The sequence below is a fragment of the Paenibacillus sp. 11B genome (genome assembly GCF_030487755.1).
Classification (GTDB): domain Bacteria; phylum Bacillota; class Bacilli; order Paenibacillales; family Paenibacillaceae; genus Paenibacillus; species Paenibacillus vandeheii.
Genome location: NZ_JAUKNS010000008.1, coordinates 49,406 through 66,604, shown reverse-complemented (window position 1 = coordinate 66,604; position 17,199 = coordinate 49,406). Strand labels below are relative to the sequence as shown.

At 46.3% G+C, this 17,199-nt stretch carries 15 protein-coding genes; 13 read left to right on the top strand and 2 right to left on the bottom strand.

Annotated features, from left to right (window positions below; translation table 11 throughout):
* The first annotated feature begins 1 nt into the window (after nucleotide 1).
* Nucleotides 2–376 (top strand): hypothetical protein, encoded by a 375-nt coding sequence (locus Q0V21_RS27555; RefSeq protein ID WP_301881552.1) that lies wholly within the window; start codon nucleotides 2–4, stop codon nucleotides 374–376.
* A gap of 6 nt (nucleotides 377–382) precedes the next feature.
* Here Q0V21_RS27555 and Q0V21_RS27550 read toward each other — a convergent pair whose 3' ends face one another.
* On the bottom strand, nucleotides 383–829 hold the full coding sequence (locus Q0V21_RS27550; RefSeq protein ID WP_443145982.1) for a GNAT family N-acetyltransferase: 447 nt from the start codon (nucleotides 827–829) through the stop codon (nucleotides 383–385).
* A 597-nt stretch (nucleotides 830–1,426) separates the two neighbouring features.
* Here Q0V21_RS27550 and ilvB point away from each other — a divergent pair.
* From ilvB to Q0V21_RS27530, 4 genes are all read left to right on the top strand, one after another.
* Nucleotides 1,427–3,178 (top strand): biosynthetic-type acetolactate synthase large subunit, encoded by a 1,752-nt coding sequence (gene ilvB, locus Q0V21_RS27545; protein WP_053780425.1) that lies wholly within the window; start codon nucleotides 1,427–1,429, stop codon nucleotides 3,176–3,178.
* Nucleotides 3,175–3,657 carry an acetolactate synthase small subunit gene (gene ilvN / locus Q0V21_RS27540; RefSeq protein WP_079346240.1) on the top strand — a complete coding sequence of 161 codons (483 nt, stop codon included), beginning with the start codon at nucleotides 3,175–3,177 and terminating at the stop codon, nucleotides 3,655–3,657. The genes ilvB and ilvN overlap by 4 nt, the downstream gene beginning before the upstream one ends.
* Nucleotides 3,658–3,955: 298 nt before the next feature.
* Nucleotides 3,956–4,948, top strand: a complete 993-nt coding sequence (gene ilvC / locus Q0V21_RS27535) for a ketol-acid reductoisomerase (protein ID WP_024628318.1) — start codon at nucleotides 3,956–3,958, stop codon at nucleotides 4,946–4,948.
* Between the two features lie 123 nt (nucleotides 4,949–5,071).
* Entirely contained in the window at nucleotides 5,072–6,613 is a 1,542-nt protein-coding gene (locus Q0V21_RS27530) for a 2-isopropylmalate synthase (protein WP_079346238.1), read from the top strand.
* Between the two features lie 227 nt (nucleotides 6,614–6,840).
* Here Q0V21_RS27530 and Q0V21_RS27525 read toward each other — a convergent pair whose 3' ends face one another.
* A complete protein-coding gene (locus tag Q0V21_RS27525; RefSeq protein ID WP_285074806.1) occupies nucleotides 6,841–7,821 on the bottom strand; it encodes an aldo/keto reductase in 981 nt (326 codons plus the stop codon).
* Nucleotides 7,822–8,052: 231 nt separating this feature from the next.
* Between Q0V21_RS27525 and leuB the strand changes: the two genes are divergently transcribed.
* From leuB to Q0V21_RS27485, 8 genes are all read left to right on the top strand, one after another.
* The gene (leuB, locus tag Q0V21_RS27520; protein ID WP_024628321.1) at nucleotides 8,053–9,138 is read left to right on the top strand and encodes a 3-isopropylmalate dehydrogenase; all 1,086 of its coding nucleotides are present in this window, start codon (nucleotides 8,053–8,055) and stop codon (nucleotides 9,136–9,138) included.
* A gap of 273 nt (nucleotides 9,139–9,411) precedes the next feature.
* Nucleotides 9,412–9,951: a peroxiredoxin gene (locus Q0V21_RS27515; protein ID WP_024628322.1), complete on the top strand. Its 540-nt coding sequence runs from the start codon at nucleotides 9,412–9,414 to the stop codon at nucleotides 9,949–9,951.
* Nucleotides 9,952–10,307: 356 nt separating this feature from the next.
* Nucleotides 10,308–10,724, top strand: coding sequence for a hypothetical protein (locus Q0V21_RS27510; protein ID WP_024628323.1), 417 nt, complete (start codon nucleotides 10,308–10,310; stop codon nucleotides 10,722–10,724).
* A gap of 442 nt (nucleotides 10,725–11,166) precedes the next feature.
* A complete protein-coding gene (locus Q0V21_RS27505; RefSeq protein WP_079346232.1) occupies nucleotides 11,167–12,270 on the top strand; it encodes an ATP-binding protein in 1,104 nt (367 codons plus the stop codon).
* 127 nt (nucleotides 12,271–12,397) lie between these two features.
* The gene (locus Q0V21_RS27500; protein ID WP_301881541.1) at nucleotides 12,398–13,366 is read left to right on the top strand and encodes an AAA family ATPase; all 969 of its coding nucleotides are present in this window, start codon (nucleotides 12,398–12,400) and stop codon (nucleotides 13,364–13,366) included.
* 3 nt (nucleotides 13,367–13,369) lie between these two features.
* Nucleotides 13,370–14,485, top strand: coding sequence for a DUF58 domain-containing protein (locus Q0V21_RS27495; protein ID WP_301881539.1), 1,116 nt, complete (start codon nucleotides 13,370–13,372; stop codon nucleotides 14,483–14,485).
* On the top strand, nucleotides 14,482–15,798 hold the full coding sequence (locus Q0V21_RS27490; RefSeq protein ID WP_301881538.1) for a DUF4129 domain-containing protein: 1,317 nt from the start codon (nucleotides 14,482–14,484) through the stop codon (nucleotides 15,796–15,798). Before Q0V21_RS27495 ends, Q0V21_RS27490 begins: the two co-directional genes overlap by 4 nt.
* An 83-nt stretch (nucleotides 15,799–15,881) precedes the next feature.
* The gene (locus Q0V21_RS27485; RefSeq protein WP_301881537.1) at nucleotides 15,882–16,838 is read left to right on the top strand and encodes an aldolase catalytic domain-containing protein; all 957 of its coding nucleotides are present in this window, start codon (nucleotides 15,882–15,884) and stop codon (nucleotides 16,836–16,838) included.
* Nucleotides 16,839–17,199: the final 361 nt, after the last annotated feature.

Below are 17,199 nucleotides of genomic sequence, written 5' to 3'. Positions count from 1 at the left end.
TATGAAACAACAAGTTACGCGTGATGAAGCGATGAAATTAATAGGCAAAAATATTGTTGCGATCAAAAAAGACGGTACTCGGGTGACCGGGAGGCTGGTGAAAGTATCGGGCGATAAATTGGTGCTGAAACGCTCAGTTGGAAAAAAAGTACGCACCAAAGCCATTTTGCCATTGGTATTATTTGATCTGCTCGCCATCGGTACGCTGCCTTATGCTTACGGAGCTGGTCCTGGATTAGGTTTTGGTCCTGGTGCTGGTCCAGGATTTGGGCCGGGACCAAAACCAGGCCCAGGGTACGGACCGGGATTTGGTGGTGGATATGGACCAGGACCTGGATATGGACCGTACGGACCACGGCCACCAGGCTTTTTCTAAACCGATTTATAATGTTTTTTCCAACTCGTAGCAGCGGCTTAACATAATGTATCGAATTGTGCTATATCCATTTTTTTGGTAAAAATGAAGTCCTTTTGTATTGCCTTCGTCAACCATCACTTTGGATCTTTTGCAACCTCGAGATGCCGCAAAGTTTTCCGCTTTGAGAAGCAAAGTCTGACCGCACCTCTTTCGCTGTTCTTTTGGGGCAACAGCCATCATATCCACATACAGCAGTTCGCCGTGCATGAGAAAATGGATGAATGCGACAGCTTCGTTGTCAGAATTCGGTGAGACAACAAAGGTCATGCCCCTGTTCATTCGCAGGGGTAGTTCTTTGCGTATTTTATTGATTTCACTTTCACTCATATGAGATAGAGGAACAAGTTGAGAGTCAATCAGCCTCATTATGGCGGCATCATCCAGCTTTGATTTACGTTGCCGAAGCACCATCGGAAGCCTCCTTTCAGGACCAGTCGTGCTGCTCGTATATCCTATGCCTGAGGGAAGTTGAAAGGTGACTGAATGAAGCGCAGGGATTGGGGTAACGTTAAAGATTCAGGATGAAGGATTAGGGATGTTCTGAATTTTTATACAATAGGGTATTGACTTATCGGTTGGAGGAATCATATAATGTTCCTAACATTTAACGAGAATATTTCATCGGCTATGAAGAGGACGAAGTTTTAAGGGCTCTTTTGCTCAGAGAGTGGCTGGAATTGCTGAAACCACCACCATTATCCCTTATATACGAGCTCACCTCGGAGCTGTTTTCCTGAAAAGCATTGGATGTCACTCCATTGGGTTATTAGGGAAAATCGTATGTCTGCGTTACAGACAACAGGTATGGAGAACGGGTATGTCCGTTTGGTCTATCATTTTTTGTACCTGGTAAGGTCCGTTATTGCGAAATTTCGGACAAAGTTGGGTGGTACCACGGAAGCAATAACCTTTCGTCCCTCGCAAGCATGAACTTGTTTGCAGGGATGGAAGGTTTTTTTTGTAACTTTAAATGTCAGAATGATGTAAATTCCGAGAGGAGGATGACTGATGGGAGCTCAAATTCCAGAAGTACGATCGACAGATGAATTACGTGAAAAATGGATGAAGCCGGAGGTCATTAGCGGTTCCGAAATTCTGCTGAGAAGCTTGTTGCTGGAAGGTGTAGAGTGCGTTTTTGGTTACCCGGGCGGCGCAGTGTTGTACATTTACGATGCGATGTATGGTTTCGAGGATTTCAAGCACGTGTTAACCCGTCACGAACAAGGCGCCATTCATGCAGCTGACGGATATGCACGGGCGAGCGGAAAAGTGGGTGTCTGTATCGCTACCTCCGGACCTGGAGCAACGAATCTGGTTACGGGTATTGCAACAGCGTATATGGATTCCGTACCACTCGTAGTCATTACGGGAAATGTCATTTCCAGTCTGATTGGCTCTGATGCATTCCAGGAAGCGGATATTACCGGAATCACGATGCCAATCACCAAACACAGTTATCTGGTAAAAGACGTAAAAGATTTGTCACGTGTCATTCATGAGGCATTTCATATTGCGAATACAGGACGTAAAGGTCCCGTATTGATCGACATTCCGAAGGATGTATCAGCTAACAAAACGTTGTTTGAACCCGTGACTGAACCTGTTATATTGAGAGGGTACAACCCACGGACAGTACCGAACAAACTTCAGGTTGATCGTCTGGCTCAGGCGATTCAGGAAGCAGAGCGTCCGATGATTCTGGCAGGCGGCGGTGTAGTTTACTCCGGTGGACACGAAGCGCTGTTCGAATTTGTGGAAAAGACAGGCATTCCAATCACGACAACACTTCTCGGACTTGGAGCATTCCCGAGTGGTCACGAATTGTGGACCGGGATGCCGGGGATGCACGGAACATACACTTCCAATCAGGCGATTCAAAAGTCGGATTTGCTGATTAACATCGGAGCACGCTTCGATGACCGGGTAACAGGCAAGCTGGACGGATTCGCTCCACATGCCAAAATTGTGCACATTGACATTGATCCGGCTGAGATTGGCAAAAACATTGCAACGGACATTCCAATCGTTGGTGATGTGAAGACGGTTCTGGAAATAGCGAACAAAGAGGTTCAACGCGCTGAACGTGCAGACGCATGGAGAGACCAGATCAAACAATGGAAACAAGAGAAGCCTTACAGCTACACAGATTCAGAGGAAGTATTGAAACCGCAGTGGGTTGTGGAAATGCTGAATGATACAACCAAGGGCGAAGCAATCGTCACTACGGACGTTGGCCAGCATCAAATGTGGGCAGCTCAATATTATAAATTCAACAAACCGCGTTCATGGGTAACCTCCGGTGGACTGGGAACGATGGGTTTTGGATTCCCTTCTGCAATCGGTGCTCAAATGGCCAACCCGGACAGACTTGTTATTTCCATTAACGGTGACGGCGGCATGCAGATGTGTTCTCAGGAGCTTGCGATTTGTGCCATTAACAACATCCCGGTGAAGATTGTTATTATCAACAATCAGGTGCTTGGAATGGTACGTCAGTGGCAAGAGATCATCTATGAGAACCGTTACAGTCATATTGATCTGGCAGGAAGCCCTGATTTTGTGAAACTTGCTGAAGCTTATGGGGTAAAAGGATTGCGTGCAACCAACAAGGAAGAAGCCGAGCGTGCTTGGCAAGAAGCCCTGGATACACCAGGACCGGTCGTTGTTGAATTCGTAGTTCGCAAGGAAGAAAATGTTTATCCAATGGTTCCACAAGGAGCGACAATCGATCAAATGCTGATGGGGGATGCTGAGGAATGATTAGACATACGATTTCGATATTGGTCAACGATCAGCCTGGCGTCCTGCAGCGGGTATCAGGGTTGTTCGGTAGACGGGGATTCAACATTGAGAGCATCACGGTGGGTCAATCCGAGGAACCGGGTTTGTCACGGATGGTCATTGTGACGATCGGTGATGACAAAACGCTGGAACAGATTGAAAAGCAACTGTACAAAATCATTGATGTCATCAAAGTGGTTGATTTTAGCCTAAAACCGATGGTTGCCCGTGAACTTGCATTGATCAAGGTAAAGGCAGAGCCATCCGAACGTCCAGAAATTCTGGGTGTGGTGGAGACATTCCGCGCCTCAGTTGTAGATGTTGGTCCAGGCAGCCTGATTATACAGGTGGTAGGAGATACGGATAAAATTGATGCGATGATAGAATTGCTTAAGCCCTATGGCATTCGCGAACTGTCACGTACAGGAATAACTGCATTGGTACGAGGTAATGTTTAAACAGTCATATTAAAAAGCGATGGTCTGATGCTTATCCATGGAACGACAAAGGTATGTTAGCAGCACGGAGTTGAAATATACCGTTAATCTTAGATAAGGTGCCAGTCCCGTACAAGTTGCAATTTAACATTTTAGTGATGTAACGCTTGACAATATAGCCACACACCCGCATTAATGGGCGGGTGTCTGAACGGATCGGATCAGACCAGAAACGCTTAGCAGGAAAAGCGTACCGGTCCCTTGAGACACCCGCTCATTAATGAAGGGTTCTTTACAATACAAAGGAGGACTTATAAACATGCCAGTAACTACTTATTATGAACAGGATGCAGAGCTTAGCGTATTGAAAGGAAAAACGATTGCGGTCATCGGTTACGGTAGCCAGGGCCATGCCCAAGCTCAAAACCTGCGTGACAGTGGATTGAACGTAGTCATCGGACTTCGTGAAGGTAAATCTTTTGACACTGCAAAAAATGACGGATTTGAAGTTCTGTCCCCGGCTGAAGCAACTAGTCGTGCAGATGTAGTTCAAATTCTGCTGCCTGACGAAACACAAGCATCTGTGTACAAAAACGAAATCGAACCAAACCTGAAAAAAGGCGCAGCATTGCTCTTCTCCCACGGTTTCAACGTTCATTTCGGTCAAATCGTTGCTCCAAAAGACAGCGATGTATTGCTGGTAGCTCCTAAGTCCCCTGGCCACATGGTACGTCGTACCTACGTGGAAGGATTCGGTGTACCGGGCCTGATCGCAATTGAGCAAGATGCAACAGGTAAAGCAAAAGATATCGGTCTGGCTTATGCCAAAGGTATCGGTTGCACGCGTGCAGGGGTTATCGAAACTTCCTTCCGTGAAGAAACAGAAACAGACCTGTTCGGTGAGCAAGCTGTTCTGTGTGGCGGTGTAAGTGCCCTGGTAAAAGCTGGATTCGAAACGTTGACAGAAGCGGGTTATGCTCCTGAAATGGCATACTTCGAGTGTCTGCACGAATTGAAACTGATCGTTGACCTGATGTATGAAGGTGGACTTGCAAGCATGCGTGATTCCATCAGTAACACAGCAGAGTACGGTGACTATGTAACTGGACCTCGTGTGGTAACTGAAGATACGAAGAAAGCAATGAAAGAAGTCCTGACAGATATCCAACAAGGTAAATTTGCACGTGACTTCATCCTGGAAAACCAATCCGGCCGTGCGTTCCTGACAGCAACTCGTCGCAACGAAGCTGAACACCCAATCGAAGTGGTTGGCGGACAATTGCGTGAGATGATGCACTGGATCAAGAAGTAAGCATCGGCTTTAAGGTCATCAAGTAAACTTACAGCTTTAACCGGGAATAGCGGCCGTGCATATGCGTGTGCCGCTATTACTGGTTTAGAGGAACATAAAATACAAGTCTAGGAGGTGCGAGGCGTGCGTAAAATCTATGTATTTGACACAACGCTGCGTGATGGAGAACAATCCCCGGGGGTCAATCTGAACACTCGTGAAAAGGTGGAAATTGCGCACCAGCTCGAGCGGCTTGGTATTGACCGGATGGAAGCCGGTTTCCCTGCGGCCTCTCCAGGCGATTTGGCTGCGGTTAATGCAGTAGCCAAAGCAGTCAAAAATGTTACCGTCATTGGCTTGTCCCGCTCCAGAGAGCAGGATATCGATGCGGTGAAAGAGGCGTTGAAGGGCGCTCAAGACCCGTGTATCCACATCTTTTTGGCAACTTCACCCATTCATCGCCAGCATAAATTGCGCATGGACAGAGCTCAAGTTCTCGATACAGCTCGGTCAGCCATTCGCTATGCGAAGAATACTTTTTCGAAGATTGAATTCTCTTTGGAGGATGCAGGTCGGACTGAGTATGATTTCCTCGTTGAGATGGTGAATATGGCTGTGGAAGAAGGCGCAGCTGTTGTAAATATCCCGGATACCGTTGGCTATCTGAGCCCATACGAATACGGAAATATTTTCAAACATCTCAAGGAAAACGTACACAACATTGATAAGGTGCAGCTGAGTGCACACTGTCATAACGACCTGGGGATGGCAACTGCCAACACACTCGCAGCAATTCTGAACGGAGCCGATCAGATTGAGGGCACCATCAACGGCATTGGTGAACGTGCAGGTAATACCGCGATTGAAGAAATTGCCATGGCACTGGAGACACGTCAGGAATTTTTCCAGGCGAAAACTTCGCTGCAGCTTTCTGAAATTGCTCGGACCAGTCGTCTCGTGAGTCGTTTGACGGGTATGGTTGTGCCTGGGAATAAAGCGATTGTTGGTGCGAATGCGTTTGCACACGAGTCAGGAATTCACCAGGATGGCATGCTGAAGGAGAAAACAACTTACGAAATTATGACGCCAGAAACCATCGGTCTGAAGGAAAGCAAGCTCGTATTGGGTAAACACTCGGGACGTCATGCCTTCCGTGAGCGCTTGATTGAGCTTGGTTATGAACTGGAAGATGAAGCATTGAACCGTGCTTTTGCCCAATTCAAAGATCTGGCTGATAAGAAAAAAGAAGTGACAGATGAGGATTTGCTGGCGGTCATCGAAGAGAAATTGCAGGATGCACCTGAAGTGTTTAAACTGGAATCCATCTTTGTGACGTATGGTGATGAATCCATTCCAACGGCTAAAGTTCGTATTGCTACACTTGAGGGTGATACGGTGGAACAAAAAGCTGAAGGTAATGGGTCTGTTGATGCCATTTATAATGCGATTGATCAAGTGAGCGGAGAAGAGGTAACGCTATCCGACTACTCGATCAAATCGGTTACGCATGGTAAGGATGCATTGGGTGAGGTTCATGTCGTACTTACTCAAAATGAAATATCTGTACAAGGACGTGGCGTAAGTACCGATATTCTGGGTGCCAGTGCTCGTGCTTATGTAGATGGCTTGAACAAATTGATAGAGAAACGCAAGACTTACACGAATCGCGTTAATGTGAACCTGTAACATATCATTTGCAGCAAGCAAAGCTCTTCATTGGACTGGAATTCATCTGGCTGGAGAAGCTGAGATGGAGTTCCCAGCCGGGGTGTGTCAGTGCAGTGAGGTACATAAAAAGTCTGACCCTCAACATGTGAAGGTCAGACTTTTTTATTGTTTCATCATAGGATAATTGATTTCTATATAGAGCATTTTTCGTTAAAAAGATGTATTCAGTTTAAGCTGTTAAGCTTTTACCAAGCATATGCGTTCGGAGCTTGTCCTCCCGGACCCGGAAAGATTTCATCCAAACGTTTGAGGACCGCTTCATCCAAAGTAACATCCAAACATTTGAGTGCCGTTTCAAACTGCTCCAGCGTACGCGGCCCAATAATGGGTGCGGTAACTGCCGGATTAGCGGCAACCCAGGCCAAAGCTATGGTATCCTGTGGTTCGCCGAGTTCACGGCAAAGTGCCGCGAATTGTTCCAGCTGCGTTTGGTGGGACTCAATCCGTTCAGCAATGCCACCACTGCGTGTACCTTCCAGCTTTTGGAGCGCATTACGTCCAAGTAACCCACCATCAAGCGGACTCCACGGAATAACGCCAAGGCCCAGCTCTTTCGCTGCGGGCAGCACTTCGAGCTCAGGCAAACGGCAGTTGAGACTGTACTTATGCTGCTCGGATACAAGCCCGAGGAAATGACGATTCTTGGCTTCACTTTGAGCAATGGCAATCTGCCATCCAGCAAAGTTGCTTGAACCTACATAACCAATTTTGCCCTGATGAACAGCGTTCTCAAATGCGCCCCACAGCTCGTCCCACGAAATAGCAGGATCAACATGGTGCATCTGGTAGAGTTCAACATGATCGGTTTGCAGGCGGCGGAGGGAACCTTCCAGATGACGTCTGATTTTGTAAGCGGAGAGACCGGCATCGTTGTTTGGACCGTCTGTATCATCGTGCATGGAGCCATAGACTTTGGTCGCCAGAACGACTTTTTCACGTCTGCCGCCGCCCTGTTTAAACCAGCGTCCAATGATCTCCTCGGTGAGACCCGAATTTTCGCCCCATCCATAAATGTTAGCGGTATCAAAAAAGTTCACACCGGCATCGAGTGCCGCATCCATGATACGGAATGCCTCTTTTTCGTCTGTAGCAGGCCCAAAATTCATCGTGCCGAGACAGATCCGGCTGACTTTAAGACCTGATTTTCCCAAGTACGTGTATTGCATGATTGCAATCCCTCCTGAGTTACCTGAATTTGTCTTCAGGGTTTATTTTAACTCAGTCAGAGGTACAGAACAACCAATTCAAAACCACTTATAGGCAAAAACTATTAAAGTCATAGATTGTATATCTTGGTCAAATGACCTCTGAATATGATACAAAAGAGAGAGTTATAAATGACACGTTAATTATTGAAGCGAACAATCGAATGAATCGATATAAGGAGTGGACAACCCATGGCAGACGTGAAAAAAATTGCAGTAATCGCAGGCGACGGAATCGGTCCTGAAGTTGTAGCCGAGGCAGAAAAAGTTCTCAAACGCACGGAGGAAGTGTTCGGATACCGTTTTGAGACAGAGCATGCACTGTTTGGTGGAATCGCCATTGATGAGAAAGGTACACCGCTTCCTGAAGAAACACTGACCGTATGTAAAAGTGCAGATGCTGTGCTGCTTGGAGCCGTTGGCGGTCCAAAATGGGACAACAACAGCAAGGAATTGCGTCCGGAAACAGGCTTGCTTGGCATTCGTAAAGCGCTCGGACTGTTCTCGAACCTGCGTCCGGCCGTCGTATTTGATTGCTTGAAGGATGCTTCCACCTTGAAACCGGAAGTGCTGGAAGGTACGGATCTGATGGTCGTGCGTGAATTGACCGGAGGAATCTACTTTGGTGAAAAGTTCAGACGTGAAGGTGCACAAGGCGAGGAAGCCGTGGATACATGTGTATATAATGTAACCGAAGTGGAGCGCATCGTTCGTCAGGCGTTTGTAATTGCTCAAGGACGCAGCAAGAGGCTGGCTTCTGTAGATAAAGCCAACGTGCTCGAAACTTCCCGTCTTTGGAGAGAAGTCGTTAACCGTGTAGCACCGGAATATCCGGATGTTGAAGTGGAGCATGTACTTGTTGACAACTGTGCAATGCAGCTGCTGCGTCGTCCATCCAGCTTTGACGTAATCGTGACTGAAAATATGTTCGGGGATATCCTTAGTGATGAAGCAGCGATGCTGACAGGTTCGATCGGCATGCTGGCATCCGCATCGCTGGGTGAAGGCAGCTTTGGTTTGTATGAGCCAGTACATGGTTCAGCACCGGATATCGCAGGTCAAGGACTGGCGAATCCGATCGCAACAATCCTTTCACTGGCGTTGATGTTCCGTACAACCTTTGGTTATGCGGAAGGTGCTGACGCAATTGAAGCAGCTGTGTCTGATGTGCTGAATGCAGGACATCGTACGAGTGACATCGCTGTAGACAAGAGCAAAGCGATCAGCACGACGGAAATGGGCGATCTGATCGTCGCGGCAATTCAGAAACAGGCGTAATAATAGGAATAAGAGAACAGCTCTTTGCTCCGATCCGGAATTGCAGAGGGCTGTTCCTTTATGATTTTTGCCACGAAAAATCCTTATTTATAATTATTATAAAAAAACAACGATTATAATCTTGACTTTGAGAAGTCCGGATGATAACATTTTACTTGTACTTGTTATCAAGTAACAATATTACTTTAATTAGAAGAAAAACGTTCACGTTTTTCTTAATGATGAGCATTCAACTTGAGTGCTTACATAATCCCAAAGGAGGAATTGTTAGTTATGGCAGAACGTTTGGTTGGTAGACCCGCACCGGATTTTGCAATGGAAACAGTATCGGGAGATGGACAAGACTTTGGTTCCGTAAAACTGTCCGATTATCGTGGCAAATGGCTCGTATTTTTCTTTTATCCTTTGGATTTCACTTTTGTGTGCCCAACTGAAATTACAGCTTTGAGTGATGCTGCTGAGCAATTCAAAGCTTTGGATACTGAAGTTCTTGGCGTGAGCGTTGACTCCGTACACAGCCACAAAGCTTGGATCAACACACCTAAAGACAGCAATGGCCTGGGTCAATTGAACTTCCCATTGGCGTCTGACATCACGAAACAAGTTGCTAAAGATTATGGCATTCTGATCGAAGAAGAAGGCGTTGCACTGCGCGGCCTGTTCATCATTGATCCAGAAGGCGAATTGAAATATCAAGTGGTAAATCACAATGATGTAGGCCGCAGTGTTGAAGAAACACTTCGCGTACTGCAAGCTCTGCAATCCGGTGGATTGTGTGCAATGAACTGGAAACCAGGCGACAACAACCTGTAAGCCTGATTTAACTTGAACGTTTGTAGTTCAAGCCCTCATCCCTCATGGGATTGAGGGCTTTTTGCACCCTTTTGGCAGAATATAAGCCTATAGGAAGAAAAGTGTTTAAGCAGGGACGTAAACGTGGTAATGATGTAATAGAAGAATGCCTTCATTTTATCTTTGGAAAGAGGAATCGAAGTGCCTTAAGGCGAATAGGGTATGGAAACCCGGTAAATATTCCGGTGCTCTGCATTTATAATTTGTACATGAATGTGATACACTGATGGAACTATTCCTTTTTTGGAAGTGCTTGAAGTGTACGGGACTGCTGTCCATTAAAAAGTCTCGGCACGTTATAAGGAGGGTGAACAAAAATGAGTTACTGTTGTGGGGCAAGTATGGTGGGAACAAAGGGCACGCTGAAGCATTACCGCACCCAGGTTCATAATGTTCCCCTGCTGTTTTGTCCGGTATGTCACCGGGTAGAAGTGCATTATAAAGTGGAAAATGAATATGAAATTCTGGCTGAATATGCGCATGGAGATGGTGCGTCGGAGATTGATTTTCAAGATTACGTGACGGAAGATGAAGATGCGATTTTTGAAAATTGCGTGAATCGTGAAAGCGAGGATGCTATGGTCATTGTACAGCGTCAGATCGACATGTCTCTGGATCTGCTTCGGCTTGCCAAGGAAATGAAGGATGAGAAATGGGAAAGCGAACTCAAGCGTCGGTTAGCCGTTATGAGTCAGCGTAGACTCAAAATTCAGCATAACAAGAGTGGACTATAGATTGAATTGAATTATTTAAAATTTAAACTATACGAACGAAGCTGATTCGCCAATAAAGCGAAAAAGCTTCGTTTTTGTTGTATAGAGAAACTAATTCACGGTTTTTCTTAAAATAATTTCCATTCGACACTTTCTCCGATTGACTCTCTTCTATAAACTTGTCTATGATAAAAACAGACTTGCAAAAGAGGCGGAGCAAAAAATGTTCGTGTTTGGGAATAGGAGAAGCTTAGAATGGAACAGACGTATAATGTTTTCCGGATCGACACTTGGTTACCCGGAATAGACCAGCTTGGGTTCCGGACATGCCATCCATATTTTCGGCTCAGCCCCCTAATGAAAGGGCACCGGTAATGAATATAAAATCGGCCCTTCCTGTTTCTGTGATGATATGATGTCCGAATGGCAAGTTTATCATTTACGTGAAAAGGAGGAACCTGACATGATTAGTGAATTTCAGGATACAGTGCCTCGACCAACGAATGGATTCCCGCCTGTACATCTGGATAACAACAAGTATGAGAATGTCCTGGAGCATCTGGATAGCGGTATTATGTTGTTTGACAGTAATGGTGTACTGACGTTTATTAACGTTCAGATGGCAAAATTGTTGGAGCTTCCTAGAAGTCTATTGAGCGGCTGCACCCTGATGCAAATGCTGCATCATCCACAGATGAGCCGATTCAAGAAAAAGAAAATTTTACGGATTTATCGGGAAACCATCTTTCATCGTAAGCGCTATCATGAATTGATTGACGAGTATGGCAGGCATTGGTTAGTTACAGTAACGTACGGGGATCAGATGGATGGAGACTTCCTATTCAGTGTGAAGGATGTTTCCGATTATAAACAGATTGAGCAGACCGCTTATCAAAATGACAAACTTGCAATGTTGGGGCGGATTTCGGCATCTATTGCCCATGAAATTCGCAATCCTTTGACGGCTATCCGCGGATTTATCCAGTTGCTTCGGCCCCATTTGTTGCAATTGGGGAAAGACGAGTACGCTCGAATCATTCTAACGGAGATTGACAGGGCGAACGACATTATCTACGAATTTCTGAATTCCTCGAAACCGTCAGCTCCTCAGAAGACCATTATGTCTGTTAACTCTTTGCTCAAAGAGGTGGTCCTGCTGACAGAAAGCGAAGGATTAATGAAGGGATGCGAGATTACCCTGGATGAAGCAGAAGTCCCGTTAAATGTGTCCATTGATGTCAAACAGATTAAGCAGGTAATTTTGAATATGGTCAAAAATGCGATGGATGCCATCGAGGATGTGGGCGAAGAGCACACAGGTCTGATTCGGATCTCCACAGGAACCGAGAACAAGTATGTGCAGATCTCCATTGCCGACAATGGACAGGGAATGGACCACAACACGCTTGTACGCTTGTTTGACCCATTTTTCACCACTAAGGAGAGCGGAACGGGGCTAGGACTTTCCGTGAGTTACCGCATTATTAAGAATCACGGAGGCAACATCTCAGTGGATAGCAAAAAAGGGGAAGGCACCCGGTTCATCATTATGCTTCCCTTGGTGTAAAGGCAAAAGCAGAACGAACAGGAATTGGCTACCCGCCGGTTCCTGTTGTTTTTTGTTGAGACGATTAGGGTTATAGTTAGAATGAATGCGAATACATATGCTCAATTCACGGGAGGAAAAACCAATTATGAATATCCAGGGATTGGAACAAATGAACAAGCAGCTAATGGATCATGTAGGGAAGATCATTGTGGGGAAAGACCAAACGATTGAGCTTGTGATGACAGCCATCATTGCTTCAGGACATGTTCTGCTGGAGGACGTGCCAGGTACGGGGAAAACCATGTTGGCAAAATCGGTAGCCTCTTCATTGGATTGTACCTTTCAGCGTATTCAGTTCACACCGGATCTGTTGCCCTCCGATTTGACGGGTATTCATTTCTTCAACCAAAAGGAGGGCGACTTTGAGTTCAGACCTGGCCCTCTGTTTGCCAATTTGGTGCTGGCCGATGAGATCAACCGGGCTACACCGCGTACTCAGTCGAGTTTGCTGGAGTGTATGGAGGAACGGCAGATTAGTATTGATGGTTCGACCAGACAGCTGGAGCGACCATTTATCGTCATTGCTACGCAAAACCCGGTAGATAACCAGGGAACCTTTCCATTACCAGAGGCACAGATGGATCGTTTCATGATGAAGATTCGAATGGGCTATCCAAGCAGTGAAGAAAGTGTGGAGATTCTGAGACGTACGGTAGCGAGCCGTTCTGTTGCTGATCTGTCCGCGATCATTAGTCGTGAGCAGCTGCTTGAGGCGCAGAACACGTATACATCGGTCCAGATTGACGAAGATCTGTTGCGCTATATTATTCATCTGACAGAAGCTACGAGACAGCATCCCGAGCTTTCACTTGGCGTAAGTCCACGAGGAGCTCAGGCATTGCTCAAGGCAAGTCAGGCTTGGGCTGCATTACATGGCAGAGACTTTGTGCTTCCTGATGATATTAAAATATTGGCAGTGCCTGTCCTCGCCCATCGACTTGTATTCCGCAACCGGGTGAGGCAGCAAGAGGGCTTGGCGGAACGCATTATTCAGGAACTTTTGAGCCAGATTGAAGTGCCGACGGAGAATCTTGCTGCAGGCAACGGGCGATAACTTATGGCATTACTATGGCTTGTCATTGTTGGAGGTATTGTTATTGGAGTACACGGCATATGGTTTGGACGTCCCGCTTTACGCAAGCTGAAGTATACCCGACAGTTCAGCAAAACGCGCTGTTACGCCGGAGATGAGCTGGAGATGGTAGAGACCATTGCAAATGAAAAACGAATTTCGGTTCCATGGCTTAGACTTGAAGCTATGATGCCAGTATCATTTGTATTTCGTTCTGGCTCGGGCATGGATATCAGCCAAGGAGATATTTATCAGAATCATAAAAGTATCTTCACTTTGAAACCGTTTACCCGTATTACCCGCAAGCATCCTTTTGTATGCAGCAGACGTGGGATATATACGTTGAACACCGTGACAATGACCGGAGGGGATCTGTTTGGCCTTTGGCGTACCTCGAAGCCAATCCCCGTTCATCTGTCCATGATTGTATATCCTTCACTTGTTCATGCGGAGGATCTGCCTGCGATCTATCAGGTATGGCAGGGTGAGGTTGAGGTATCCCGTTGGATTGTCGAAGATCCCTTTATGATCCTCGGGGTACGTCCCTATGGTGCGGGTGATCCGATGAACCGTATTCATTGGAAAGCGAGTGCACGTACGGGAGAATTGCAGGTGTACAAGCAGGGATGGACTGCGGACCCTCAATCCTGGATTGTGGTCAACATTCAGGAGTCTGCGGATATGTGGAGTGTCGTTACCCGCCCGGAGATGATCGAACGGGCACTCCGTTATGCGGCAACTGCAGCGGTAGATGCGATCGGAAGAGGGCTGCCCGCAGGATTTGCTCATAATGGCTACCGTGTAAGTGGAGGGCGTGAACCATTACGAATTGAGCCGGATTACGGCAGTCCACATCTGGAAATGCTGCTGGAAGCTATGGCGGAGACGGAGTTAAAATGCATGGTTCCCATGGAGCAGTTTCTGAGTGATGAAGTAGAACGCAATGAAGAAGCCCAGCAGGTTCGCAGTTATCTCTTAATTACGTTCTATGTATCTCCAGCCATGGAACATGAAATTGCGCGTTTGCATGAGCAAGGACACCGTGTGACCATACTCCCGGTAGAGGGTGGGAAAAGCGATGCTAAGGCGGTGAGTGCATGAATGATGCCAACAGTACCAGTACCAAAGAAAGAGCGCTTTTATCCATGTCGGCCGTTCTGTTGATCGGCTTATATCTTTATCCGCTTCTGACCCTAACAGCCCTTTATGCATCCGGACCTTTGCCGTATACACTAATGAGTATCTTTGTTGTAGCTGGTTGGTTAGGTCAGTGGGTGCAGCACAGGTTGCCAACCATTAGCGAAAAAAACACTTTTATTCGATGGGGTGCAGCGCTGGTTATGGGGCTGCCGGTCTCATTGGTTATTGCAATAGTAGGCGTTCTTCCTTTACCAGATTTGCTCACGGCAGTGGTATGGGGTGTGATTTCAGCCTATATTGGGTTGAATTTTCAACCTGTCTTTCGTTCGATTTTGATTTGGCGCTTGCAGATTTGGGGTGTGGTCAGTGCAATTGTGCTCAGTGGAGCAGCCAATGGGATTGAATTCATGCAACCCCTCCTGATGTACACCGGAACCATATATACAGCGGGAGTTATCAGTTTTGCTGGATGGTTGGTAGGTCAGTACAGTGTGCAGCTGGATCGGGCGACATTAAATGATGGCTCAAGAAGGATTGTGCTGCGTGAGTTTGCCCGAGCGAATCACCAGCGTCTGTTATGGATGCTGATTGTGATCGCAGGGATCGGCGCTTTTCCCAGTCTTGTTGCCTGGCTAGGTCCACTGCGTGACCGTCTGCTTGCATGGATCAGAGGATTAATAGGTTCGAGTTCCAATCAGGAGCCTCCTACTCCGCCTGCTGCTCCAAATGAACCGCCGATGCTACCTGAAGGAATGGAACAGCCAGGGGAGCCCTCTATTTTCTGGGATATCCTGGGTTGGATCGTCATGGGGGCTGTTGCCGTTGTTATTCTGTGGCTTATCCTGCGTCTAGGGCAAAAGGCTATAAATAAACTTTTGGAGCGTTTCAAAGGGCTGCTGCAGCCAGGTCAGAAGAAGGTAGAACCCAGGACGGAGTATGTGGACATCAGCGAAACGTTAGAGGCGCCGGCAAAAACACGCAAATCCTGGTTCCGCAAGAAGGAGCTGCTGCCCTCCCAGGAAGCTGAACGTATTCGATATTATTATCGGAAGTGGATCGACAGAGCTGCACATCGGGGTGTGGATATACAGCGTGCACATACGCCACTGGAGGCTGCGGAGACGATTGTTCAGCACGGAGCTAGAGAAGATGAACAGAGACTCTCTGCGATGCTGCCAGATACCTATAACGCTGTACGCTATGGAAAGAAATCTCCAGAAGATTCCGAGATGAGTGAGATGGATCGGATATGGAAATCTTATCGAAGTAAATAAGTCGGGAATCCCTTTACTTTTCTTGTTACGTTCAAGTATCATGAGAGGAATACACAAGTTGGTCAGAAAAGGAGCAGACATTAATGAAGACAAATCATTGCAAAATAGTAGATTGTACAATCCGTGATGGCGGATTGGTAAATAACTGGGACTTTAGCGTGGATTTTGTTCAACAGCTCTATGCTGGATTGAATGAAGCTGGCGTTGATTATATGGAAATTGGATACAAAAACTCACCTAAGCTCTTGAAAGGTGCGGAAGATGCAGGACCATGGCGTTTTCTGAATGATGATTTCTTGCGCAAAGTTATTCCTCAAAAAGGAAACACCAAATTGTCTGCACTGGTTGACGTTGGACGTGTGGACGAGAATGACATTCTGCCGCGCAGCGAAAGCATGCTGGATCTGATCCGTGTAGCCTGCTACAGCAAAGATGTAGATAAGGCTCTAGCTCTGGTTCAAACGTTCCATGATCGTGGATATGAAACAACGCTGAATATTATGGCATTGTCTAATGTAATGGAAAATGAACTGCTGGAAGCATTTGAACTGATCAAGGAAAGCGCTGTGGATGTTGTATACATAGTAGACTCCTACGGTAGCCTGGATCATAACGATGTGAAATATCTGGTGGAGAAGTTCAAGACTCATCTGCCGAACAAACGTCTTGGTGTTCATACACACAATAACATGCAGCTCGCCTTCTCCAACACATTGGTAGCAGCAGAGCTTGGCGTTGAACTGCTGGATGCTTCCGTATATGGCATGGGACGTGCTGCAGGGAACTGCCCAACTGAACTGCTCGTTGCTCATCTGAAAGGCACGAAATACAATCTGCGTCCAGTCCTTGGTGTGTTGGAGCAATTGATGGTCCCTCTCCGTGAGAAGGAAGAATGGGGTTACATTTTGCCTTACATGATTACAGGTACGTTGGACGAGCATCCTCGCTCGGCTATGGCACTGCGTTCGTCCGAAGACAAAGACAAAGTTGTTGATTTCTATGATAAATTGACAACACCAGAAGTGAATTTTGACAAATAAACAGGTTGCATCATTGTTGAATTGGACTTCCAGTGAACCAGCGCTGGATCTATTACATCTATAGCTTTAGCGCATTAGCGTTTTAAGTCGAATGGTGCACGTAAGACGAAAATTAGTCTAAAATACAGTTGCAAATCCAAAAAAAACATGAACTCCGATAGGGGGTTCATGTTTTTTTAGTTCTTATTGCCTTGTTTTTCTACATATCTATGAATAAATATTCCTAGGAGTACTCATTTTTTTGTTCACGTCTGCGGAAATAAATGTTATTATGTACCAGATAGCATGTATTCACATGTGAATTGAACGTTGGTAGATATAATAAAATGTCGAAAATTGTAACAAAGTAGATTTATATTGT